General features: G+C 66.4%; 15 protein-coding genes and 1 pseudogene. 10 read left to right on the top strand and 6 right to left on the bottom strand.

The genetic code is table 11. The features are described 5' to 3' along the window. Positions 1 to 2 precede the first annotated feature (2 nt). The 7 genes and pseudogenes from QSJ95_RS22970 (at position 3) to QSJ95_RS23000 (ending at position 11338) form a co-directional block, all read left to right on the top strand. Complete coding sequence (locus tag QSJ95_RS22970) at positions 3 to 932, top strand: LysR family transcriptional regulator (protein WP_285645523.1); 930 nt, start codon at positions 3 to 5, stop codon at positions 930 to 932. A gap of 99 nt (positions 933 to 1031) precedes the next feature. Continuing rightward, a complete protein-coding gene (locus tag QSJ95_RS22975; RefSeq protein WP_285645524.1) occupies positions 1032 to 1829 on the top strand; it encodes a putative hydro-lyase in 798 nt (265 codons plus the stop codon). Between the two features lie 421 nt (positions 1830 to 2250). Beyond that, positions 2251 to 3093, top strand: a complete 843-nt coding sequence (locus QSJ95_RS22980; RefSeq protein ID WP_285645525.1) for an ABC transporter substrate-binding protein — start codon at positions 2251 to 2253, stop codon at positions 3091 to 3093. A 34-nt stretch (positions 3094 to 3127) separates the two neighbouring features. Beyond that, positions 3128 to 4636, top strand: a pseudogene (locus QSJ95_RS22985) (amino acid ABC transporter permease/ATP-binding protein). A 12-nt stretch (positions 4637 to 4648) separates the two neighbouring features. After that, positions 4649 to 5314 (top strand): GntR family transcriptional regulator, encoded by a 666-nt coding sequence (locus QSJ95_RS22990; protein WP_043267379.1) that lies wholly within the window; start codon positions 4649 to 4651, stop codon positions 5312 to 5314. 17 nt (positions 5315 to 5331) lie between these two features. Beyond that, positions 5332 to 6183: an urea carboxylase-associated family protein gene (locus tag QSJ95_RS22995; RefSeq protein ID WP_285645526.1), complete on the top strand. Its 852-nt coding sequence runs from the start codon at positions 5332 to 5334 to the stop codon at positions 6181 to 6183. 289 nt (positions 6184 to 6472) lie between these two features. Continuing rightward, positions 6473 to 11338, top strand: a complete 4866-nt coding sequence (locus tag QSJ95_RS23000) for an NAD-glutamate dehydrogenase (protein WP_285645527.1) — start codon at positions 6473 to 6475, stop codon at positions 11336 to 11338. A gap of 392 nt (positions 11339 to 11730) precedes the next feature. On the opposite strand, the gene QSJ95_RS23005 is transcribed toward QSJ95_RS23000, so the two are convergent. Next, on the bottom strand, positions 11731 to 12156 hold the full coding sequence (locus QSJ95_RS23005) for a hypothetical protein (protein WP_145923866.1): 426 nt from the start codon (positions 12154 to 12156) through the stop codon (positions 11731 to 11733). Positions 12157 to 12509: 353 nt separating this feature from the next. On the opposite strand from QSJ95_RS23005, the gene QSJ95_RS23010 reads away from it, so the two are divergent. The 3 genes from QSJ95_RS23010 to QSJ95_RS23020 all read left to right on the top strand — a co-directional run bounded on the left by QSJ95_RS23010 (position 12510) and on the right by QSJ95_RS23020 (position 17635). After that, a complete protein-coding gene (locus QSJ95_RS23010) occupies positions 12510 to 13130 on the top strand; it encodes a response regulator transcription factor (RefSeq protein WP_009621263.1) in 621 nt (206 codons plus the stop codon). Positions 13131 to 13140: 10 nt separating this feature from the next. Beyond that, positions 13141 to 16350: an ATP-binding protein gene (locus QSJ95_RS23015; RefSeq protein ID WP_285645529.1), complete on the top strand. Its 3210-nt coding sequence runs from the start codon at positions 13141 to 13143 to the stop codon at positions 16348 to 16350. Between the two features lie 130 nt (positions 16351 to 16480). Beyond that, complete coding sequence (locus QSJ95_RS23020; RefSeq protein ID WP_009621265.1) at positions 16481 to 17635, top strand: EAL domain-containing protein; 1155 nt, start codon at positions 16481 to 16483, stop codon at positions 17633 to 17635. Between the two features lie 42 nt (positions 17636 to 17677). On the opposite strand, the gene QSJ95_RS23025 is transcribed toward QSJ95_RS23020, so the two are convergent. The 5 genes from QSJ95_RS23025 to QSJ95_RS23045 all read right to left on the bottom strand — a co-directional run bounded on the left by QSJ95_RS23025 (position 17678) and on the right by QSJ95_RS23045 (position 23777). Beyond that, the gene (locus tag QSJ95_RS23025; RefSeq protein ID WP_009621266.1) at positions 17678 to 18673 is read right to left on the bottom strand and encodes a fimbrial protein; all 996 of its coding nucleotides are present in this window, start codon (positions 18671 to 18673) and stop codon (positions 17678 to 17680) included. Between the two features lie 119 nt (positions 18674 to 18792). Then, complete coding sequence (locus tag QSJ95_RS23030; RefSeq protein WP_009621267.1) at positions 18793 to 19779, bottom strand: fimbrial protein; 987 nt, start codon at positions 19777 to 19779, stop codon at positions 18793 to 18795. Then, a complete protein-coding gene (locus QSJ95_RS23035; protein ID WP_285645530.1) occupies positions 19776 to 22259 on the bottom strand; it encodes a fimbria/pilus outer membrane usher protein in 2484 nt (827 codons plus the stop codon). The genes QSJ95_RS23030 and QSJ95_RS23035 overlap by 4 nt, the downstream gene beginning before the upstream one ends. Before the next feature lie 158 nt (positions 22260 to 22417). Next, positions 22418 to 23137: a fimbrial biogenesis chaperone gene (locus QSJ95_RS23040; RefSeq protein WP_285645532.1), complete on the bottom strand. Its 720-nt coding sequence runs from the start codon at positions 23135 to 23137 to the stop codon at positions 22418 to 22420. 49 nt (positions 23138 to 23186) lie between these two features. Then, on the bottom strand, positions 23187 to 23777 hold the full coding sequence (locus tag QSJ95_RS23045; RefSeq protein ID WP_061561076.1) for a fimbrial protein: 591 nt from the start codon (positions 23775 to 23777) through the stop codon (positions 23187 to 23189). Positions 23778 to 24005: the final 228 nt, after the last annotated feature.

The following is a 24005-nucleotide window of genomic DNA, read 5'->3' on the forward strand; positions in this document are numbered from 1 at the left end:
CCATGAACCTGAAATTCCTCGAGACCTTCGTCTGGGTCGCCCGCCTGAAGAGCTTCCGCCTCACCGCCGAGAAGCTCTTCAGCACCCAGGCCGCCATTTCCAGCCGTATCGCCGTGCTCGAAGGCGATCTGGGCGTGAAGCTGTTCGTTCGCGATTCCCGCGGCGTGACCCTGACCCCCGAGGGCCACCAGGTGCTGGAGTACGCCGAGCGCATGCTCGACACCGCGCAGTCGCTGCGCCAGGCCATAGACGCCGGCCGCGTCGGCCAGGGGCGTATCCGCATCGGCGCCATGGACACGGTCATCCACACCTGGCTCAGCCCCCTGGTGGCGCGTGGCATGGAGCGTTTCCCGGACCTCGAGATCGAGCTGATGGCGGACACCGCGATCAACCTCGCCGAGCAGTTGCGCAAGGGCTACCTGGACCTGATCTTCCAGACCGACGCCATCCGCCACGAATCGGTGCTCAACCTGGAGCTGGGCAGCTACCCGCTGCGCTGGGTGGTGCCCCGGGGCTCGCCCTACGACCGCGACTACACGGGGCTGGAGGACCTGTTCCGCGAGCGTGTGCTGACCTTCTCCAAGCATTCGCGGCCGCACCTGGACCTGCTCACCATGCTCCAGGCCCGCGACGTCAGCCTGCCGCGGCTGAACTGCGTGAACTCGGTGGCGGCGATGACGCGCCTGGTGCGCGATGGCTTCGGCATAGGCGCGCTGCCGCCGGCCCTGGTGGTCCAGGAGCTGGAGCGCGGCGAACTGCGGGCGCTGGACGTGGAGCCGTCGCCGCCGGAGCTGCCATTGGTGGCCTCCTGGCGCGGCGGCAGCGGCCTGGAGCTGGTGGAGCAGGTGGTGGAAATGAGCCGGACGGTGCTCGCCAACTACGCGGCCGGCGCCGGCGAGTCGCGCATCGTGCTGCTGCCGGCGGGCCGCTGAATCAATTTTTCCGATGCCCGGGGGCGGAAACTATTTGTTGGACGGCCTCGGCGCCGGCCGACTAGAACGGGGGCCTTGCCCACCATCAGGAGACCGCCGATGCCCCCGGCCCAGCCCCACGATCTCGCCTCCCTGAGCCCGCTCGAACTGCGCCGGCTGATCCGCCGCGGCGACTACGCCGGGCACACCAGCGGCCTCGGCCAGCGCCACCTGCAGGCCAACATCGTGATCCTGCAGCGTTCCTGGGCCGACGAGTTCCTGCGCTTCTGCGTGCTCAACCCGCGCGCCTGCCCGCTGCTGGACGTCACCGAACCCGGCTCGCCGCGCTTGCACAAGCTCGGCGTCGACATCGACGTGCGCAGCGACGTGCCGCTGTACCGCGTGTATCGCCGCGGCCAGCCCCACCGCGAAACGAGCGACATCGGCGAGCTGTGGGAGGCCGACTTCGTCGCCTTCGCCATCGGCTGCTCCTTCTCCTTCGAGCAGGCGCTGCAGGACGAAGGCATAGCCCTGCGCCACATCGAGCAGGGGCGCAACGTGGCCATGTACCGCACCCATATCGCCAACACCCCCTCCGGGCGCCTGGCCGGCCACATGGTGGTGTCGATGCGCCCGCTGAAGGCCGCCGACGCGGTGCGCGCCAGCCAGATCACCGGGCGTTTCCCGCTGACCCACGGCGCCCCGGTGCACATCGGCGACCCGGCGCTGATCGGCATCGCCGACCTGCAAGCGCCGGATTACGGCGAGCCGGTGGCCCTGGCCGCCGACGAACTGCCGGTGTTCTGGGCCTGCGGCGTCACCCCGCAGGCGGTGCTGGCCGAGGCCGAGCCGGAGCTGTTCATCACCCATGCGCCAGGCTGCATGCTGGTCAGCGACCTGCTCTACGGCCAGCTCTGAGTCCCGCGCCCAGTGCGCCTGTTGCGGGGGAAGCTCGGCTGTCTGGGCGCCCCTGCTGCCCTTGCATGCCCGCTACCGCGCAGGCGCTGCGCCAGGCCATCCACGCCTGGCCCAGCCCGCAGGCGGCACGGATAACGGAGCGTTTCCCGGCGTGTTACCGGCCACCTTAGGCCGTGCAGCCTGCTCGTTGCCTGGTTTGTCGCTGTTACCGCCGGGGCGCTGGGTAGCCTTTCGCTAGCACGCTGCTCCATTTGGTAACGCCCGCCCCGTAGTAGGGCATGTGGGGGCCGGCACTTCCCCCGAAAGAACGGATTTTTTCCTTCCCAACGCCATTTTCAGTCGGCCTTCTTATTAATTGGCATCAAGTTTGATTACTCGTAACGAAAAGATTGTTGAACAATCACCGTGCGAGGGCTTCACCATGAAACAGCGATTTGCAGGCAAGGCGGGCTGGCTGGCGGCACTGGCGTTGCCCGGCGTACTGGCGCTGGCCGCACCGGCCATGGCGGCGGTAACCGGCACCCTGGAGGAGGGCCGCTTGAGCATCGGCTCGGACCTCACCTACCCACCCTACGCCTACCTCGAGCAGAGCCAGCCCGCCGGCTTCGACCCGGAGTTCATGAGGGCGCTGGGCAAGCAGCTGAAGCTGCAGCCGGAGTTCCGCGACACCCGCTTCGCCAACCTGGTGATGGGCGTCAACGCGCGGCGCTTCGACGTGGTCGCCTCGGCGCTCTACGTCACCCCCGAGCGCGCCCGCCAGGTGGACTTCCTGCCCTACCTGAAGAGCGGCGCCTCGCTGATGGTGCGCAGCGACGACGACTTCCGCCCGCAGCGCGCCGAGGACCTGTGCGGCAAGCGCGTGGCCTCGATCAAGGGCGGTTCGTGGATTCCCAGGCTGCTGGAGGTGTCCCGCCAGTATTGCGAGGCCCAGGGCAAGCCGGCGATCCAGTCGCGGGAATTCCCCACCTCGCCGGAAGCGGCCCAGGCCCTGCTGGCCAAGGCGGTGGACGTGCAGTTCGAGAACGCCGCGGTGGCCAAGATCACCGCCGAGAAGCTGCAGGGCCGCCTGCAGATCGCCTCCCGCGAGCTGATCTACCCGGTGGTCATCGGCCTGGCCGTGCGCAAGGGCAACGGCGAACTGCTCGACGGCTTGCGCCAGGGCTTCGAGGCCATGAAGCAGGACGGCGAATACCAGGCCCTGCTGGCGCGCTACAACCTCGCCGAACCGAGCGCGGCGGACGTCGCCCAGGCGCTGGGCAACTGAACCGACGACCGGCCGAGCAATACGGAGCAAGAACATGCATTTCGATTGGCACTATGCCCTGGGCCTGCTGTGGAACGCCGATTTCTGGCGCGCGGTGGGCACCGTGGTGGAGCTGAGCCTGGAAACCTGGCTGCTGGGCATCGTCCTCGGCTTCCTGGTGGCCCTGGCCCGGCAATCGTCGCGGCGCTACCTGCGCGACGCGGCGGCGCTGTACATCTGGTTCTTCCGCAGCCTGCCGCTGCTGGTGCTGCTGATCTTCGTCTACAACCTGCCGCAGGTCTTCCCCGGCACCAGCGCGCTGCTCTCCAACCCATACAGCGCCGGGCTGATCGCCATGGTCCTGAGCGAGACGGCCTATATCGCGGAAATCCATCGCGGCGGCCTGCTGGCGATCGCCAAGGGCCAGCTGGAGGCCGGCAAGGCGCTGGGCATCGGCTACCGCGGCGTGCAGTGGCTGATCGTGATTCCCCAGGCGCTGCGCGTGGCGTTGCCGACCCTGGCCAACGAGTACATCACCATCGTCAAGCTGACCTCGCTGGTCTCGGTGATTTCCCTCAGCGAAATCCTGCTGGTCGGCCAGCAGCTCTACACGCAGAACTTCCTGGTGATGGAGACCATGCTGGCGGTGGCCTTCTACTACGTGTTCATCGTCACCGTGTTCAGCTACCTGCTGCGGCGCCTGGAGAACCACCTCGACGTCACCCGCCGGCAGCCGCGCCCGGTGCCGGTCGGCGAGCTGCCGGCGGTGGTTTCGCGGCGCAGCGGGGCCAGCGCCGGGCAGGGCGCCTTCGCCCTGCAGGTGCGCGGGGCGCGCAAGCACTACGGCCAACTGGAGGTGCTCAAGGGCATCGACCTCGACGTGCGCTAGGGCGAGGTGGTGTCGATCATCGGCCCCTCGGGTTCGGGCAAGACCACCCTGATCCGCACCCTCAACGGCCTGGAAGCGCTCGACCAGGGCGAGGTGACTCTCTGCGGCAAGCCGTTCCTGCGCGGCGCGCGCGAGCCGGGCGGGCCGCTGGGCAACAAGGTGCACATGCAGGGCATCGTCCAGGTCGGCATGGTGTTCCAGGGCTTCAACCTGTTCCCGCACAAGACCGTGCTGGAGAACGTCATGCTCGCCCCGCACCACCACGGCCACGCCGATAGCGCCGAGCTGCGCCAGCTGAGCCTGGCGCTGCTGAACAAGGTGGGCATGCTCGAACACGCCGGCAAGTACCCGCACCAGCTCTCCGGCGGCCAGCAGCAGCGCGTGGCCATCGCCCGCGCGCTGGCCATGCGCCCGGCGGTGATGCTGTTCGACGAGCCGACCTCGGCGCTGGACCCGGAGCTGGTCGGCGACGTGCTGGCGGTGATCGAGGAGCTGGCCAAGGAGGGCATGACCATGGTCATCGTCACCCACGAAATGAACTTCGCCTTCCGCCTGTCCGACCGCGTGGTGTTCATGGAGGCCGGGCGCATCGTCCAGGCCGGGCCGCCGCGCGAGCTGCTGGAGCAGCGCAGCGAGCGCATGGGGCGGTTCCTCAAGGACGTCCAACTGGCCTGAGGAGGGCCGCAGATGAAAAACAAAGACGCCGGCGGCCTGTCGCTGTCGGCCCAGGTCGCCAACGAACTGCGCGAGGACATCATCGGCGGGCGCCTGCTGCCGGGCATGGCGCTCATCGAGAGCGAGCTGGTGAAGGGCTACAACGCCTCGCGCAACACCATCCGCGAGGCCCTGCACCAGCTCGGCCGCGAGGGCCTGGCCACCTACGTGCGCAACAAGGGCGTGATGGTGCGCCGCCTGGGCCTGGCCGAGGTGCGCGACATCTTCCTGGTGCGGCGCACCCTGGAGCTGCAGGCGATCCTCGCCAGCAAGCCGCTGCGCGAGTACCAGTCCGACCGCATGCTGGAGGCCATAGAGGCCGCCGAGCTGGCCCAGGACCGCGAGGACTGGCAGGCCTTCGGCACCCACAGCCTGCACTTCCACCAGCACATCGTCGGGCTGATGCGCAGCCCGCTGTTCGACGAGTTCTTCGCCAACGTGGCGGCGCAGATGCGCCTGGTGTTCTCCCTCGCGCCCAACGAGGAGAACTTCCAGCGCCCCTGGATCGACCGCGACCGGCACATCCACGACCTGCTCGGCGCCGGCCGCAAGCACGAGGCGGCGGAGGCCATGGCCAGCTACCTCGAGGATTCCGAAAACGCGCTGCTGGACCTGCTCGGCACGCCCCACTCCCTCTGAACCAGGAGACACCGAACATGTACAAGGACTATCCCGCCGCCTACCAGGCCAACAAGGGTTCCGCCCTGCAGGTGGACAAGGCGTTCTACGACCGCCTGCGCGAGGACAAGGGCGCGCGCAGCCTCATCGAGCAGTTCGAGGTGCCGATCCGCACCGGCCGCGCCTGGAAGGTGCCGGCCGGGCACCTGTTCCGCGTCACCACCCCGGTGGGCCCGCAGGTCGGCGACTTCAACGTGTGGAACGCCAACGACCCGCGCGAGCGCATGTGGGCCGCGCGCACCCGCCAGCTGCAGGGCGCCCACGTCACCACCTACGACCGCCTGTGGTCGAACCTGCCGTTCCTCCGCCCGCTGCTGACCATCACCGACGACAGCCTGGCCGCCTACGGCATCGACGAGCACGGCGGGCGGGTGCACGACCTGCTGGGCACGCGCTGCGACCCCTACGTCAACAAGATGCTCACCGGCGAGGACTTCCACCACCATTGCCACTCGAACCTGACCCGCGCGGTGCTGCCCCATGGCCTCACCGAGTTCGACGTGCACGACGTGCTGAACATCTTCCAGTGCACCGGCCTGAACCACGATGACATGTACTTCATGAAGGCCTGCCCGGCGAAGCAGGGCGACTACCTGGAGTTCTTCGCCGAGATCGACGTGCTCTGCGCGCTGTCCACCTGCCCGGGCGGCGACCTGTCGCTGCCCATGTGGGGCCCCGAGGCGCAGGACCCGCTGAGCGTCTGCCGCCCGCTGGGCGTGGAGATCTACCGCGTCGAACCGGCCCTGCTCGAAGGCTGGCAGCCGCCGCAGCGCGCGGCCTACGACGGTCTCCACGGCCTGCGCCTGCAGAAGCCCGACTGGGAGCGCTGAGCCCGCCGCGACGGGCGTGCCGGCCGGCGGCCGGCACGCCTCGTTACCCCTGCATGAACGAATATGTCGCGGCTTGGTAATCCCATTGCCGCGCCGTCTCGTTAAGCTCCGCAAGTGAATCGTGACCGGGCGGTCCGGCCGCCTACCTGGATGCTTCCCCTGCCTGGATTAATGCCCAGCATCTGCTGAACTTCATCGGAAGACGGTGGCCCGGCGCCACTCCCGGGGCGATTCGCAGCTCGAGAAAGCCCTTGCTTCACCCAATGACAAGCCAAGCGGAGCATTGACCATGGCGTTCTTCACCGCGGCCAGCAAAGCCGATTTCCAGCAGCAACTGCAATCGGCCCTGGCGCAGCACGTCGGCGAAAAGGTGCTGCCACAAGTAGCCCTGTTCGCCGAACAGTTCTTCAGCCTCATCTCCCTCGACGAATTGACCCAGCGCCGCCTGTCCGACCTGGTCGGCTGCACCCTGTCCTCCTGGCGCCTGCTGGAGCGCTTCGACCCGGCCGAGCCGGAAGTGCGCGTGTACAACCCCGACTACGAGAAGCACGGCTGGCAGTCCACGCACACCGCCGTGCAGGTGCTGCACCCGGACCAGCCGTTCCTGGTCGACTCGGTGCGCATGGAGCTGAACCGCCGCGGCTACAGCATCCACACCCTGCAGACCACCGTGGTCAGCGTGCGCCGCAACGCCAAGGGCGAGCTGCTGGAAGTGCTGCCGAAGAACAGCCAGGGCAAGGACGTGCGCCATGAGTCGCTGATGTACCTGGAGATCGACCGCGCCTCCCACGTCGGCGAGCTGCGCACCCTGGAGAAGACCCTGCTGGAAGTGCTGGGCGAGGTGCGCCTGGCGGTGGCCGACTTCCCGGCCATGCGCGCCAAGGCCGAGGAGCTGCTGGCCTGGCTCGGCAAGTCCAAGGCCAAGGCCCGCGCCGAGGAGACCGCCGAGGTGCGCGCCTTCCTCGAATGGCTGCTGGACAACCACTTCACCTTCCTCGGCTACGAAGAGTTCACCGTGGTCGACGAGGCCGACGGCGGCCGGGTGAACTACGACGAGAAATCCTTCCTCGGCGTGACCAAGCTGCTGCGCACCGGCCTGAGCAAGGAAGAGCTGCACATCGAGGACTACGCGGTGGCCTACCTGCGCGAGCCGCTGCTGCTGTCCTTCGCCAAGGCCTCGCACCCCAGCCGCGTGCACCGCCCGGCCTACCCGGACTACGTGTCCATCCGCGAGATCGACGCCAAGGGCAAGGTGCTGCGCGAATTCCGCTTCATGGGCCTATTCACCTCCTCGGTATACAACGAGAGCGTCAGCCAGATCCCGTCGATCCGCGGCAAGGTCGCCGAGGTCGAGCGCCGCTCCGGCTTCGACGCCAACGGCCACCTGGGCAAGGAACTGGCCCAGGTGCTGGAAGTGCTGCCGCGCGACGACCTGTTCCAGACCCCGGTGGACGAGCTGTTCGCCACTGCCATGGCCATCGTGCAGATCCAGGAACGCAACAAGATCCGCCTGTTCCTGCGCAAGGACCCGTACGGCCGCTTCGCCTACTGCCTGGCCTACGTGCCGCGCGACATCTATTCCACCGAGACGCGGATCAAGATCGAGCAGGTCCTGCGCGAGCGCCTGAAGGCCAGCGACTGCGAGTTCTGGACCTTCTTCTCCGAATCGACCCTGGCCCGCGTGCAGTTCATCCTGCGGGTGGACCCGAAGACGCGCATCGACATCGACACCAAGCTGCTCGAGGAAGAGGCGATCCAGGCCTGCCGTTCCTGGCAGGACGACTACGCCGCGCTGGTGGTGGAGAACTTCGGCGAAGGGCAGGGCACCAACATCCTCGAGGACTTCCCCAAGGGCTTCCCGGCCGGCTACCGCGAGCGCTTCGCCCCGCACTTCGCGGTGGTCGACCTGCAGCACCTGCTCAGCCTGTCCGACGCCCGCCCGCTGGTGATGAGCTTCTACCAGCCGCTGGCGCAGAGCGAACAGCAGCTGCACTGCAAGCTGTACCACGCCGACGCGCCGCTGGCGCTGTCCGACGTGCTGCCGATCCTGGAGAACCTCGGCCTGCGCGTGCTCGGCGAGTTCCCCTACCGCCTGCGCCACGCCAACGGCCGCGAATACTGGATCCACGACTTCGCCTTCACCTACGCCGAAGGCCTGGACGTGGACATCCAGCAGCTCAACGAGACCCTCCAGGACGCCTTCGTCCACATCGTCAACGGCGACGCCGAGAACGACGCCTTCAACCGCCTGGTGCTGACCGCCGGCCTGCCGTGGCGCGACGTCGCCCTGCTGCGCGCCTATGCGCGCTACCTCAAGCAGATCCGCCTGGGCTTCGACCTGGGCTACATCGCCAGCGCGCTGAACGCCCACGTGGACATCGCCCGCGAACTGGTGCGGCTGTTCAAGACGCGCTTCTACCTGGCCCGCAAGCTCACCGCCGAGGACCTGGAAGACAAGCAGCAGAAGCTCGAACAGGCGATCCTCAGCGCCCTGGACGACGTCCAGGTGCTCAACGAGGACCGCATCCTGCGGCGCTACCTGGACCTGATCAAGGCCACCCTGCGCACCAACTTCTACCAGCCCGACGCCGCCGGCCAGAACAAGAGCTACTTCAGCTTCAAGTTCAACCCCAGGGCGATCCCCGAGCTGCCCAAGCCGGTGCCCAAGTACGAAATCTTCGTCTACTGCCCGCGGGTGGAAGGCGTGCACCTGCGCGGCGGCAAGGTCGCCCGCGGCGGCCTGCGCTGGTCCGACCGCGAGGAGGACTACCGCACCGAAGTGCTCGGCCTGGTCAAGGCCCAGCAGGTGAAGAACGCGGTGATCGTCCCGGTGGGCGCCAAGGGCGGCTTCATCCCGCGGCGCCTGCCGGTGGGCGGCAGCCGTGACGAAATCCAGGCCGAGGCCATCGCCTGCTATCGCATCTTCATCTCCGGCCTGCTGGACATCACCGACAACCTCAAGGAAGGCGAGGTGGTGCCGCCGGCCAACGTGGTCCGCCACGACGAGGACGACCCCTACCTGGTGGTGGCCGCCGACAAGGGCACCGCGACCTTCTCCGACATCGCCAACGGCATCGCCGCCGAGTACGGCTTCTGGCTGGGCGATGCCTTCGCCTCCGGCGGCTCGGCCGGCTACGACCACAAGGGCATGGGCATCACCGCCCGCGGCGCCTGGGTCTCGGTGCAGCGGCACTTCCGCGAGCGCGGCATCGACGTGCAGAAGGACAGCGTCACCGTCATCGGCATCGGCGACATGGCCGGCGACGTGTTCGGCAACGGCCTGCTGATGTCCGACAAGCTGCAACTGGTGGCCGCCTTCAACCACCTGCACATCTTCCTCGACCCCAACCCGGACCCGGCGGTGAGCTTCGCCGAGCGCCAGCGCCTGTTCAACCTGCCGCGCTCGGCCTGGTCGGACTACGACGCCTCGCTGATCTCCGCCGGCGGCGGCGTGTTCCCGCGCAGCGCCAAGAGCATCACCCTGAGCCCCGAGGTGCGCGCGCGCTTCGACATCCAGGCCGAGCGCCTGACCCCCACCGAGCTGATCAACGCGCTGCTCAAGGCGCCGGTGGACCTGCTGTGGAACGGCGGCATCGGCACCTACGTCAAGTCCAGCAAGGAAAGCCACGCCGACGTCGGCGACAAGGCCAACGACGCCCTGCGCGTGGACGGCCGCGAGCTGCGCGTGAAGGTGGTGGGCGAGGGCGGCAACCTGGGCGTGACCCAGCTGGGCCGCGTCGAGTTCGGCCTCAATGGCGGCGCCTGCAACACCGACTTCATCGACAACGCCGGTGGCGTGGACTGCTCCGACCACGAGGTCAACATCAAGATCCTGCTCAACGAGGTGGTGGCCGCCGGCGACATGACCGGCAAGCAGCGCAACGCCCTGCTCGCCGAGATGACCGAGCAGGTCGGCGACCTGGTGCTGGGCAACAACTACAAGCAGACCCAGGCGCTGAGCCTGGCCGAACGCCGCGCCCGCGAGCGCATCGCCGAGTACAAGCGGCTGATGAGCGACCTGGAGGCGCGCGGCAAGCTCGACCGCGCCCTGGAGTTCCTGCCCACCGACGAGGCCCTGGCCGAACGCATCGCCGCGGGCCAGGGGCTGACCCGCGCCGAGCTGTCGGTGCTGATCTCCTACAGCAAGATCGACCTCAAGGAATCGCTGCTCAAGTCGCTGGTGCCGGACGACGACTACCTCACCCGCGACATGGAAACCGCCTTCCCGCAGACCCTGGTGGCCAAGTTCGGCACGGCCATGCGCCGGCACCGGCTGAAGCGCGAGATCGTCAGCACGCAGATCGCCAACGACCTGGTCAACCACATGGGCATCACCTTCGTGCAGCGCCTGAAGGAGTCCACCGGCATGACCCCGGCGAATGTCGCCGGCGCCTACGTGATCGTCCGCGACGTGTTCCACCTGCCGCACTGGTTCCGCCAGATCGAGCAGCTCGACTACCAGGTACCGGCGGAAGTCCAGCTGACCCTGATGGACGAACTGATGCGCCTGGGCCGCCGCGCCACCCGCTGGTTCCTGCGCAGCCGCCGCAACGAGCAGGACGCCGCCCGCGACGTGGCCCATTTCGGCCCGCGCATCGCGGCGCTGGGGCTGAAGCTCAACGAACTGCTCGAAGGCCCGACCCGCGAGCTGTGGCAGGCGCGCTACCAGGCCTACGTCGACGCCGGCGTGCCGGAACTGCTGGCGCGCATGGTCGCCGGCACCAGCCACCTCTACACCCTGTTGCCGATCATCGAGGCGGCGGACGTCACCGGCCGCGACCCGGCCGAAGTGGCGCGCGCCTACTTCGCCATCGGCAGCGAGCTGGAGCTGACCTGGTACCTGCAGCAGATCAGCAACCTGCCGGTGGAGAACAACTGGCAGGCGCTGGCCCGCGAAGCCTTCCGCGACGACCTCGACTGGCAACAACGGGCGATCACCGTCTCGGTGCTGCAGATGCAGGACGGCCCGCAGGACATGGGCGAGCGCGTGGCGCTGTGGATCGACCAGCACCGCGAAATGGCCGAGCGCTGGCGCGCCATGCTGGTGGAGCTGCGTGCCTCCACCAGCACCGACTACGCCATGTACGCGGTGGCCAACCGCGAACTGCTGGACCTGGCGCAGAGCAGCCAGCACGGCGCGAGCGTCGCTGCCTGACGCCCGCCGGCTGAGCCGGTCGTTGTTCCCGAGCCCCGCCTTGTGCGGGGCTTTTTTTGCCCGGACGTCAGGCGTGGAGCTGCCTTGCCGCTTTTCGTAGGATGGGTTGAGCCTTGGTGAAACCCATGCGGCCATGGCGATGGGTATCGCTTCGCTCAACGCCATCCTACGACGGCCCCATCCACGCCATTTCCATGTAGGAGCGCGCCCTGCGCGCGAATTGCGGGCAGAGTCCGGGCACGGCTTCTCGTAGGAGCGGACCTTGTCCGCGATAGCCGGGTATATCGGCGCGGTTCGCGGACACGCCACGCCCACCTCCGAATCCACCTGTAGGAGCGCGCCCTGCGCGCGAAATCGCGGGCAGGGCCCGCTCCTACGGGGGCGGGTGGGGCTTATCGGCCGGTTCCGCCGAAGATTTCCCTTGGCTCGGTTTCGCCATCGCCGCCCAGGCTCATGAGCCTGGCCAGCTCCTTGGGCCGAAAAGGCGCCTGGAGCACGCCCAGCAACGGGATGCGTTGCGCTCTCGCCCAGCGGAACAGCGCCTGGCGCTCCTGCGAGTTGGCGTCTGCCACCGCGATGATCGAGCCTATGGCCTCATACCAGGCCAGTAGCTCCAGCGAGCGGGTATGGAGGCTCTTGCCGAGGTCGTCGACGAGCAGCAGTTCGAATCGTTCGCCTCGCTCCAGAAGCTCCACCAGCTCTTCCACCGAGCCACTGAGGACGACGCTGTAATGCCCCAGTTCGTTGAGGGCGCTCCAGTAGTTCAGCAGCGAGCCGGGGTGTATTCCGAGCACCGCGATCTTTCCTTTCTCGTGCACCCCTGGGCTCCCGGTAAATGGGAAGTACCGTAGTGCGGGAAGGCGTGGGGCAACACGGGAGGCTTCCCGATTTCCTCCGGGGATCGTCTGGAATGGGGCTCGGCGGGGGAGGGCGAGGTACGACCAAGAAAAGTCTCCTACCATGGTGAGAAAAATCAGGAAAATTCCTGGCAAGCGGCTTGATGTCTTCGTGATGCCTTGCCTGCAAACTTTCTTGCGAAATAGCAGGAAATGCGCTGCGGAAAACGAGAAATTTCGGTCGTGCCCAGGCTGGCTCATACGACGTCACATGGCGTCGCAGGCCGCATGGCTCGCGCTTCTTGCATTCCTCCCACCCAGGTTGCCCGAGACTCATGAGCAAGACTGTACTGATCGTCGATGACCATCCCCTGATCTGCCAGGCCATACGCCAGGCGCTGGCCTCCGTCGGTTTCGAGACGCTGGGCGAGACGGCCGACGGCGTGGACGCGCTGCGGATGATCGAAACCCTGAAGCCGGACATCGTGATCCTCGACATCGGCCTGGAGAAGCTGGATGGGCTGACGGTGCTCAAGCGCATCACCCGGGAGCGCCTCGACACCCGCGTGCTGGTGTACAGCTCGCAGACGAAGGAGACCTACGCCACGCGCTGCCTGCAGGCGGGCGCCAGCGGGTTCGTCAGCAAGAGCGAGCCGATCGGCAAGCTGATGAAGGCGATCGAGACCATCGCCGAAGGCTACGTATTCTTCCCCAGGGACGCGATGCCGCTGCCCGGCGGCGGCGACGGCGCGGTGGGCGACCTGGAGGACCTGACCGACCGCGAGTTGCAGGTATTCAAGCTGCTGGCGGAGGGATTCTCCAACCGGGAGATCGCCGACAAGCTCAGCCTGAGCAACAAGACCGTCAGCGGCCACAAGGTCAACATCCTGACCAAGCTCAGCGTCACCTCGATCGTGGAGCTGGCCGATATCGCCCGCCAGCACAACCTCATCTGACCGGCCGTCGGTGAAGCCGTTGCCGATCCTTCTGCGCTGCCTCGTGTGGCTGTCGCTCGTGCTCTGCGGCGTCACGGGCGGGGCCTGGGCGCAGGACCTCACGCCCATCGCGCGGCAGTCGCTGGATGAGCTGAAGGTGCGGCTCACCGAGCAGGAGCGCGGCTGGCTCGCGCAGAGGAAGACGCTGGTGGTCGGCGTGCTCCACGACCCCTTGCCGCCGCTGCGCATCTTCGTCGAGCGGCAGGGCCTGGAAGGGATCATGGCCGACTACCTGGTGGCCCTGCAGCGCGAGCTGGGCGTGCCGATCCGGGTGCGCCCGTTTCACAGCCGCGACGCGATGTACGACGCGCTGCAGGCCGGAAGCATCGACCTGGTCAGCAACGTCACCCCGCTGATGGCGCAGCACCGTGGGCTGGTGCTGACGCCGCCCTACGCGCTGACCGAACTGGCGCTGTTCGCCGAGGGCGGCGACCTGCGCGAATACAGCACCACCGATGGCAAGACGCGCATCGCCGTGGCCAACGACGTCATGCTGGACATGTACCGCGCCGCCGGCGGACGCGGCATCATCCAGCGCTATCCCTCGGCGCTGGTGGCCATGGCCGCGGTGCTCACCGGCGATGCCGACGTCTTCCTGGGCGACACGCTGTCCACCCACTACCTGTCCAGCCAGCTGTTCAGCAACCAGTTGGCGATCAACCAGAGCGCGCAACTGCCCGAACTGGCGGTGGGCTTTGCCCTGGAGCCGGGGAATACGCTGCTGCAGGGTATCTTCCAGCGTGCCCTCGGCGGCCTCACGCGCTGCCAGACCGTCAACGCGCAGTACCTCTGGGGCGACCTCGAGGGTTGCGAACTCAACGATTTCCGCAGCCGCCTGAGCGAGTCGGAGCGGGCCTGGCTGGAGCGCGCCGACACCGTGCAACTGGCCGTCAGCGAGGACCTGGCGCCCTACGCCTTCTTCAACAGCCGCGGGCGTTTCAACGGCATCGCCTCGGATGTGCTGGACATCATCCGGCGCAAGACCGGCATGCGCTTCAAGATCGTCCGCGTCAGCTCGCTGAGCGAGGCCGACGCCTTGCTGGACCGTGGCGAAGCGAGCCTGAGCATCCTGCCGGAAATCACCCCGCGCCAGCCGCCGTACCTGCATACCCAGCCCGTCGCCACCGCGCCCTACCTGTTCGTGATGCGCCAGGATGCCGGCCAGGGCGCGCTGGATGCCGGCAGCCGGGCGACGGTGGCCATCGCCAGGGGCTACCTGCTGCCGGAAATGCTTGCCAGCCACTATCCGCACCTGGCGTTCAAGCAGACCGAGACCATGGGCGAGGCCTTCAAGCTGGTGCGCGACGGCAGCGCCGACATCGTGCTGGCGCCGGCCAACGTGGCGCGCTACTACCTGTCCTACAAATACGAGACCAGCCTGAAGATCGGCGGCATCTTCGACGGCCCCGGGGCGCAGATCGTGTTCGCCGCGCCTAATGGGCAGCCACAGCTGATCTCGATCCTCGACAAGGCGATGCTGGAAATCACGCCCCGCCAGTACCTGCAGATCGTCGGCCGCTGGCGCGCCAACTCGGCCACCGACGATAAGTACTGGGAAGGCGTGGCCTCGTACATCCAGCGCTCCTTCGAGGTGCTCGGCGTGCTGCTGGTGGTGGCGGCTCTGCTGATCCTCGTCCAGCGCGGGCGCATCCGCCGCAAGCGCCGCGACCTGGAGCAACGCCAGTTGCTGCTGGACGAACTGCGGCGGGCCAAGGAGTCGGCGGAAAAGGCCAGCCGCGCCAAGTCGGTGTTCCTCGCCACCATGAGCCATGAAATCCGCACGCCGCTCAACGCCATCATCGGCATGCTGGAGCTGGTGCTGACGCGCAGGGACGACGCCGAACTGAACGCGCAGTCGGTGCACATCGCCTACGAGTCGGCCATCGGCCTGCTGGCGTTGATCGGCGACATCCTGGACATCTCGCGCATCGAGTCGGGCAAGCTGACGCTGGTGCCGGAGCCTGCGCGGATGAAGGAGCTGCTGGAGTCGGTGGGCAACGTGTTCTCGGCCCTGGCGCGGCAGAAACAGCTGCGCCTGAGCCTGGACATCGACCCGCTGGCCGCCGAGCTGGTGTGGGTCGACGGCCTGAAGGTCAAGCAGATCCTTTCCAACCTGGTGAGCAACGCCATCAAGTTCACCGAACGAGGCGGCGTCGACGTTCGTTGCACGGTAGCGCCGGCTGGGGCGGCGCTGCGCTTTGTGATCGAGGTCGTCGATAGCGGTGCGGGGATTCCTGCGGCGCAGCTGGACCAGGTGTTCAGGCCGTTCTTCGTGGCCGATGGCGCGGTGAACGATCCCAACGCCGGCGCCGGCCTCGGCCTGGCGATCAGCCAGTCGCTGTGCCTGCTGATGGGCGGCACCCTGGACGTGCGCAGCGAAGTGGGCGTCGGTACGAGGATGACCTTCAGCGTCAGCCTGGACCGGGTGATCGCCGAGCCTGCCCAGCCCAGGGCCACCGAAGGCGAAGAGGCAGGGCAGGGCGCCGAGGGGCCGCTGACGGTGCTGATCGTCGAGGACCACCTGCCCAGCCAGTACCTGCTGTACCAGCAGGTCAGCTACCTCGGCCACCGGGCGCTGACCGCCAGCAACGGCCTGGAAGGGCTGGCCGCGTGGCGCGAGCATGAGGTCGACATCGTCATCACCGACTGCAACATGCCGGAGATGGACGGCCACGAGATGACCCGCGCCATCCGCCGCCTGGAGCAGGGGCAGGGGATTCGTCCCTGCCTGATCATCGGCCTCACCGCCGACGCCCAGCGCGAGGAACTGGAGCGTTGCCGCGCCTCGGGCATGGACCATGCGCTGGCCAAGCCGATCAACCTGGCCGGGCTCAACCGCCTGATTCCCAAGTTCGGCGCAGGCCAGCCGCAACCCGCGGGCATGCCGTCGCGCATGGACGGCATCCGTGCGGCCATGGCCGAACAGGTGGTGCGCAGCAACGAAAGCGAGCGCGCGGCCATGGGCCACGCGCTGGATGGCGGCGACCTGCCGGCCATCAGGCGCATCGCCCACAAGCTCAAGGGCACTGCCTACCTGCTGAACCATCAGAAGCTGCTGGAACAGTGCGTGGAGGTCGAGGATCTGTGCGCCGCCAACGTGCTGTCCGACGACCTGCGCGAGGCGATAACCGCGCTGCTGGAAACCCTGGGCGAGATCGATCGCGCGTTGCGCACGAGCTGAATCCCGCGGGCGGGAAAAGTCTCGTTCCGACTCGGGAAGAGCCCCGGTCGAACCCCCGATGCGTCTGTGAGGGTGCGGAAGACCGCTCGCATAAGCTTTCCGGGTGATTCGAAGCGAGGTTCCAGCCGTCATGCCCCAGCATTCACTGAGCGCCCTGCTGCTGAGCAGCGAAACCAGCCGCCGCGCCTACGCCTCGCAATTGCGCCGGGAATGCCCCAACGCGCTCATCCTCAGCGCCAGGGACTGCCAGCACGCCCGGGCATTGCTGCAGCAGTTCGGCCCGGTCGACGTCGCCCTGTGCGAGGCGCAGCCGAATCCGGAGCGACTGGCCTTCCTCCAGCAGGCGCGGCGCGGGCGCAAGTTCCGCTCGCTGCTGCTGCTCGCCGGCAACCCGGCCATCGAGCGTGGCATGCGCCACTGGGCGCAACTGCGGGGGATTCCGCTGATCGATCGGCTGGCCGACTATTCGCCGGCGCTGGGCATGCTGGATGCCGATGTCGTTGCCGAACCGCCCAGCGCCGAGGACCTGCGCCTGGGGCTCTGGCATCGGGAGTTCCAGGCCTACGTGCAGCCGAAGTTCGACCTGCGCAGCGGTGCGGTGCGGGCGGTGGAGGTCCTGGCGCGCTGGCAGCATCCTTTCCGTGGCCTGCTCGCGCCGGCCAGCTTCATCCCCCTGATGAGCCGCGAGGGGTTGCTCGACGATCTGTTGTTCGACCTGCTGGAACAGGGCCTGGCCTGCCAGCTCGAGCTGCATCGCCAGGGCCACGACCTGGCGTTCGCCTTCAACCTCAGCCTGGGCCAGGCGAGCGACGCCGCGCTGATCCAGCGCCTGGTCGAGCGCCTGCGGCAGCATCCCCTGCCGCTGTCGCAACTGACCTTCGAGATCACCGAAGACGGCCCGGCCAGCGCTGGTGCGACCTGCGTGGAAAACCTCATCCAGCTCAGCCTGCTGGGCGTGCGGCTGTCCATCGACGACTTCGGCACCCAGCATTCCTCGCTGCTGCGCCTGTGCCAGTTGCCCTTCGACGAGATCAAGCTGGCCGCCGAGTTCACCCGGCAGATCGCCGACAGCGAGCACTACCGCAGCGTGGCCCGCCACGTGCTGGCGCTGGCCGGCGAGCTGGGCATGCAACTGGTGGTGGAGGGCATCGAGACCGAGGCGCAGCGTCATTGCCTGGTGGAAATGGGCGTGCGCACCGGCCAGGGTTACCTGCGCGCCGAACCCTTGAGGGCGGATCTTCTGGAAAGCTGGCTGAAGTTGCAGGGCGCGGGCTTCGCCGCCTGAGATCGATGAACCGGCGCAGGGACGTGGCCCTGCGCAGGAGGATCAGTCGTATTCGAGAATGTAGTTGAGCACGGCATTGGCCATGCCTGGAGTGACTGGATCCGCGCCCTTGCGCACGTATTGCGCCTTGACCGGCAGGCGGTAGCGCTCGCCCGTGGCTTCGGTCCTGATCCAGCTCATGTTCAGCGCGCTGGCCTTGGCGAAGGGCAGCTTCAGGCCCCAGTCGGTGGTCAGCGCGATCTCCACGCCCTTGGCGCCGCCCGGCGTCAGGTTGAGACGGCCGGGGCCGTCCGAGTTGCCGTCGAAATAGACCTTGACCGGCAACTGCGAGCCCGCCGGCACGCCCGTGCAGAGTACGTCGATGTCGAAGTCGCGGGAGGCCTCCTGCTGGCCCAGCCTGTCCGCCGTTACCCGCCCTAAGGGAATGCTGAGAAATTTGCTGCCCACGCAGCTGGAAAAGGAGCCGCGGCTGGCCAGTTGCGACGTGAGGGGGGTCCTGATCTCCAGGATATACTCGTCGTTTACGTAGAGCCCCAGCGAGGGGTAGGTCAGGTAGATGTTATCGCCGGTCGCTACCTTCTGCCCGGTACGGATGAGCTCGATGTCGATCGTGGGCGGGATCGGGACGTGCGCCCCGCGATAGTTCCCATATTCCCCGCTTGTCATCCTGTAGGGGTGCAGAAAATACCGAACGCCCAGCCCGGGCACGTTGGTCGTGTACACATCCGAGTAGCCTGGCGCCAGAGAGGCATTCGTTGGCGTGAAGCGCCAATAGACGTAGTCCACTAAGGAGGAGCAATAGGGCCAACTTGTACCAAGCCCCTGTCCCAGGTTGTCCTGATAGACAAACAGGATGACGGTGGCCATCGGCTGACCGATTGGTACATTGTCCAGGTCTATTAGGCTAGGCGGCAACTCGGTCTTGGTTTGGCGGAACTGGGGGTCTCGGGGCCAGCCACACATGGGAAGGGCGTGGGCTGTGCCGATGCTTGCGGCGGCCAGGGCTGTCAGGAGGAGCGCAAGAATGGACATCTTCATGGGGGCATCTTCTTTCGTTGGACGGATGGGCAAGGCAACCCAGGGGAGGGGGCTCGGTTTGGATTCCTTGCTGCCTGAGTAGGCGGAAGAGGCGCAGGACATGGCCCGGCGCAGGCGTTTCAGTTGTATTCGAGAATGTAATTGAGCACGGCGTTGGCCTTGCCTCCCCCGACCGGCTCCTTTCCCTTGCGTACGTATTGCGCCCTGATCGGCAGGCGGAAGAGCTCGCCCTTGGGTTCGCTGCGGATCCACTTCATGCCCAACGCGTCAGCCTTGGTGAAAGGCAGCTTCACGCCAGGGTTGTCGGTGGTCAGCGCAATCTCCACGCCCTTGGCGCCGCCCGGCGTCAGGTTCAGGCGGCCAGGGCCATCCGAGCTGCCTTCGAAATAGACCTTGACCGGTAGCTTCGAGCCGGCAGGCAAGCCACTGCACAATACGTCGAGGTTGAAGTTCTGGGCCGCCTCCTGCTGGCCCAGCTCGCTGGCCATAACCCGCCCCATGGGGAGATCGAGCATCTTGACGCCCGTGCAGCCGGAAAAGTAGCCATTGTTGATCAGGTTGATCTGGCCGACGAGCCCAACTTCCGCGGCAGTCCAGCCGTTCACCACGAACTTCACCCAGTGGTTCAGCTGGAGGTTGCCTCCCGCCACCTCACGAGCGGTACGGACCAACACGAGCCTGGCCGTCCTCGAGAGAGAGACTGTTGAAGTCGGTGAGTTCTCGTATTCACCGCTCCCAGACAGCCCCCGCTCCCAAGCGATATGAATACCCACTCCGGGCAAGTTGGTCTTATGCACATTATCGTAGAGTCCTACGTTGGTCCCTTTCCCGTCGTCCGAATATTGCCAGCGGACACGAGGAACGCTCATGGCACATTTGACTTTCTCTATATCGCCGATGAGGGGCGTGATAGATACATCGATAACCGCCATCGACTTGCCGATAGCTGCCTCATACAGACGCGTTGAGGCGGGCAGCCTAGCGTTCTCGATACGAGTCTGCTGGTCATTCATGTTGGGGTACCAGTAACAGAGGTCGGCGGCGTGGGCTGTATCGATGCCTGCCGCGCCCAGGATGATCAAGGGAAGGAGAGCGAGTTTCTTCACGGATTTGCTCCGTCGCTGGATGGAACGCCGCAGACGAGTTGCACCTGGTCGTAGGTCAGGGATGCGTCCCTGCTCGGCAGTTCGTAGGGCGCCGAGCAACTGCCATCGGCCCAACTGACGGTCAGCCGGCCCTGGTCCTCGAGGCCGAACACCAGGGCGCGGGACTGGTTGTCGACCACCGCCAGCAGCTTGCCGCTGGCGTCGGACACCTGGGCGCCGAAGGGTAATTTGCTACCGTCGGCCAGGCTCAGGTCGAGTTGTACGCGGCGGCCGGAGGCGGCGGCGAAACGTGCCTTGACCACCGCGCCACGGCGTGGCACCACGCGTTGCGAGGTCTCGTCGACGTCCACGTCGACGCCCAGAGTCTGGGTGTCGAGGTCCAGGTAGTTGTAGCGGTAGGGCTGCACGTAGCCTTCCACGGTGTAGCCGGCGCCATCCGTGCGCGCGGTCGAGCCGCCGATGCCCACGCCTTTCACCCCGGGCACTTCCACCAGCGCGAAGGTTTCGCCCACGGGCTGGCTGAAGGTCACACCACCGCTATGGGCCACCATGGAGCCGGAGGCGGTGAGGTCCAGGTGGCGCGAGTCGTCGGACTTCGAATAGTTGCCGGCGAGCTTGGCCGAGGGCGCGTCCCAGGCCAGGCCGACGCTGCCCGAGTGCTCGCTGCCGTACCGCCCGGTCTGGGCCGAGTAGGACAGGGTGTTGGCGTCGTCGAGGTAGCCGGAAACGCCGGCCTGCAGGCTGTCGTCGCCGCGGCTGCTGCTCGTGTAGCTGCTGTAGAGGCGTTGCGAGCGCGTTGAGCCGAAGGGAATGCTCACCGAGAAGGACAACTGATTGTCCGTGTCGGCCCAGCCGCCCGCACTCCGGGTATGCGAGGCGGAAATGCTGTAGCTGACCTCGCCGAGGTTGCCGCTGTAGCCCAGTTGCAGGCGCCGCGTGTTGCCGCTGCGGTCCCAGTAGTTGGTTTCGCCGGCGCTGAGGAAGAGCGAACCGTAGCCGCCCAGCGTCTGGTTGATGTTGAGATCGAGGCGGTTTTTCGGGCGGCCCCTGGCGAAGCTCTGGTGGTCGACCTCGCCCATTTCCTGGATGTGTTCGCTCAGGGTGCGGTAGCCCACTGTCGAATAGCGGTAGCCGACCATGGTGAAGGTGGTGTTGGTGCTGTTGAGCGTCTTGGAGTAGAGGAAACGCGCGCTCTGGCCGCTGGCGGCCTTGCCGCGGTCGGGCCGCGAGCGGCTGTTGGTCACGTCCAGCGAGGTCCCGCCCAGGGGGGTGTTGAGCCCCAGGCCGAAGTTGAATGCCGTGTAGCCGTCGGCGCCGAGCATGCCGCCGTAGGTGGTCAGGTTGTCGGTCGCGCCGTAGACCGCCGTGCCCTGCATCAGTTGCGGCGATTCCGAGCCGTCGTTGTCGTACTTGCCCAGCGACAGGCTGTACTGGAAGGTGCCGCGGCGGACCATCACCGGCAGGTAGGAATAGGCCTGGGTGAATTTGCGCTTGCGCCCGTCGGATTCGATGACGGTGATTTCCAGGTCGCCGTTGGAGCCGCCGGGGTAGATGTCGCGGATCTCGAAGGCGCCCGGGGACACGCTGGTGGAATAGATCACGTAGCCGTTCTGGCGCACTTCCACGGTCGCGTGGCTTTCGGCGATGCCACGCACCACCGGCGCATAGCCGGCCTCGTTGTCGGGCAGCATGCCGACGTCCGAGCCGAGCTGGACGCCGCGGAAGCGGCTGCTGTCGAAGATGTCGCCACTGGTGTACAGCTGGCCGATGGCGAAGCGGCCCTTGAGGGCGGTGACGTCGTGCTCCAGGTAGGTGCGATTGCTGGAGAAGTTGCGTGATACGCCGGTGCTCTGGCTGATCGACGACTCGTTGCGCAGGTGCCACTGGCCGAGGTTGAAGCCGTTGCGCAGCCCCAGGTAGCCATAGTCGCTGCGCCTGCCGTCGCCGCTGTTGCGGTTGAAGTTCAACTGGTAGTTGCTGAAGAACGCGGCCACGCCGTCGTCCCACAGCGACGGGTCGACGTAGCCGCGCGAGTGGCGCTTGATATAGGCCTGGGGCACGCTGAGATACAGCGCGAGTTTCGAGACGTCCATTTCGACGGACGCCCCCTCGATGCGCAGCAGGGCGACCGGTTCGGCGTCGCCGCTATCAATGGGAACGATGCCTTCCTTCTTCAGGCGCTCCACGTCCACACCGATCTCGCGCAGCAGGCCGAGGCTCAGGACCGGTTGCGCATCGTCTTTTTCGGCCTTCTCGTCGGTCTTGAAGGCGATGTCCTGGCGGCGCTCCAGGCGCTGGTTCAGGTAGAGGTCGACGCTGTAGGTCCCCGGCAGCATGCCGTTGCTTTTCTCGAAGAAACGCAGATCGACCTGGGCACCCTTGTCCTTGAGGAACATTGGGTTGAATTGCGTGGCGGATACCGAGGTCGCACCCAGCAGGCTGACGGCGGCCAAGTAAGGGAATCCTTTGTTGAAACGCATCCTGGCGTCCTTTCTGCTCGGTTTCTTCCTGATGTTTTTCATCTTTCTCGAAAGGAGTGGGCGCCCTGCCGGAACAGTGTTTTTCTGCGCAGGAAGCCCCATGGGCGTGATATCCCACGAAGTACATGAGGAGTGTGTGGAGAGGATTCAAAAACGCGTCAGAGTTGAATCGAAGCCTTGTGTTTTATCAGGGCGCCATAATCATTTATGGATTCCCAGTGAACTTCCGCGCTATCTCTAAACGTTTTCGGAAGACCTTCGATCTTCATCTTTTCGCTACTCTGCGGACTTATCATCGCGGCTTGGACCGGATATTCCTTCTGCCCGGCAATGACCTTCACCTGGCCGAATGAAACATGGAAGGCCGAATCATTGGCGGCCTGCAGCACCAGCCCGTCGGCAGTTTCCAGGACCTTCCAGCTCAGCTTGTTCGCCGCCTCGTCGGCCGTGCCCGGCAGCCCCTTCGGCCGGTAGAAGATTTTCAGGCGCTGGCGGAAGGCGACCTGCAGGCTGTTCTCGGTCCTGGAGACCTGGGGAATCTCCTGGACGCTGAGCCAGACCACGGATTCGCGATCCTCCGGTAGGCCCTTGCCCTGGTAGAAGATGCGCAGCATCTGCTGCTTCTTGTGGCCCAGGCGCGCCAGCGACGGAGTGATGGCGAAGGGCAGGTCGCTTTCCGACTGGCCCGGCGCGGCTTCGATCCAGGATTGGATCATGATGTCCTCGGTGCCTTCGTTGCGTACCTGGATGGAGGCTTCATGGTCGGTCGCGGGGAATACGACCCGCGTGCCGCCGACCTGGATGGCGGCCAGGCACAGGTCGGAAAGGGAGCAAAGCGCCAGCAACAGGCTGGTGCGAAACAGGAACCTGGGTTTCATCGTTCGACTCGCAGGGTGACGGGAGCGCTGGGCGCTCCCGTTCGGTGGCTTACTCGTAGGTCAGAGTGAAGGGCAGGGTGCCGTTGGCGGTGCCGGGCTGGAGCTGGTTGCCGTTGGCCACGTAGGAGGCACGCATGTTCAGCGTTGCGCTGTACTGGGCGTCCTGGCCTTCTCCGGTCTTGATCAGCGGGGCGACGTAGGTTTCGTTGGCGGACAGGTTGATCAGGTGGCTGTCCGCATCGAACATGCCGATGCCCACGCCGCTGGCGGTGCCGGTGGTCTTCAGCAGGCTGTTGTTCTTCGGGTCGACGCCCGAGCCGGACAGCGGGTCGAAGCCGAACTTGACGGTGCTCAGGCCGGCGGCGGTGTTGCCGCAGTCCAGGTTCAGGTTGATCGCGGTGCCGGCGGCCAGGCCCGCTTCGGCGGAACCGCCCAGGGCGTCCATGCTGACCTTGCCGAGGTTCACGTCGATGATCTGATTGCCTTTGCTACCGCTGACGGAGGCGCCGGCGCCTCCCGAAGCGACGCAGGAAGCAGCAGTGATTTCACCGGTGAAATTGATGACGCCGTCGGCGGCCAGCACATGGTTCGCCATCAGGCAGGTGGCGGAAGTCAGCAGCAGGAGTTTGAAAGGTTTCATTGGACCGATATCCCTTAGATAAAAGCTTGAATGCTTCAAGTACGGCTCATCTTGAGCCGCGGCAAAGAATATCGAGGGCCATGCTCCTCAAATACCAGACACTCGCCAGGGATCAACCGAGAACTTTCTTGTTCTGATGGGGGCAGCTGCGAAATATATGGGGTAATGGGTGCGTGGATATTTTGCTGGGCAAGACTTGAGAACTATTCGGAGGAAGTGGCTGGAGTT

The organism is Pseudomonas sp. NBRC 100443, assembly GCF_030268185.1.
Lineage (GTDB): Bacteria > Pseudomonadota > Gammaproteobacteria > Pseudomonadales > Pseudomonadaceae > Pseudomonas > Pseudomonas citronellolis.

What these genes read in the sequence shown, in the direction of transcription:
- QSJ95_RS22970 (WP_285645523.1), top strand. Translation starts at nt 3, where the DNA reads ATGAACCTGAAATTCCTCGAGACCTTCGTCTGGGTCGCCCGCCTGAAG.
- QSJ95_RS22975 (WP_285645524.1), top strand. Translation starts at nt 1,032, where the DNA reads ATGCCCCCGGCCCAGCCCCACGATCTCGCCTCCCTGAGCCCGCTCGAA.
- QSJ95_RS22980 (WP_285645525.1), top strand. Translation starts at nt 2,251, where the DNA reads ATGAAACAGCGATTTGCAGGCAAGGCGGGCTGGCTGGCGGCACTGGCG.
- QSJ95_RS22990 (WP_043267379.1), top strand. Translation starts at nt 4,649, where the DNA reads ATGAAAAACAAAGACGCCGGCGGCCTGTCGCTGTCGGCCCAGGTCGCC.
- QSJ95_RS22995 (WP_285645526.1), top strand. Translation starts at nt 5,332, where the DNA reads ATGTACAAGGACTATCCCGCCGCCTACCAGGCCAACAAGGGTTCCGCC.
- QSJ95_RS23000 (WP_285645527.1), top strand. Translation starts at nt 6,473, where the DNA reads ATGGCGTTCTTCACCGCGGCCAGCAAAGCCGATTTCCAGCAGCAACTG.
- QSJ95_RS23010 (WP_009621263.1), top strand. Translation starts at nt 12,510, where the DNA reads ATGAGCAAGACTGTACTGATCGTCGATGACCATCCCCTGATCTGCCAG.
- QSJ95_RS23020 (WP_009621265.1), top strand. Translation starts at nt 16,481, where the DNA reads ATGCCCCAGCATTCACTGAGCGCCCTGCTGCTGAGCAGCGAAACCAGC.
- QSJ95_RS23025 (WP_009621266.1), bottom strand. Translation starts at nt 18,673, where the DNA reads ATGAAGATGTCCATTCTTGCGCTCCTCCTGACAGCCCTGGCCGCCGCA.
- QSJ95_RS23035 (WP_285645530.1), bottom strand. Translation starts at nt 22,259, where the DNA reads ATGCGTTTCAACAAAGGATTCCCTTACTTGGCCGCCGTCAGCCTGCTG.
- QSJ95_RS23040 (WP_285645532.1), bottom strand. Translation starts at nt 23,137, where the DNA reads ATGAAACCCAGGTTCCTGTTTCGCACCAGCCTGTTGCTGGCGCTTTGC.
- QSJ95_RS23045 (WP_061561076.1), bottom strand. Translation starts at nt 23,777, where the DNA reads ATGAAACCTTTCAAACTCCTGCTGCTGACTTCCGCCACCTGCCTGATG.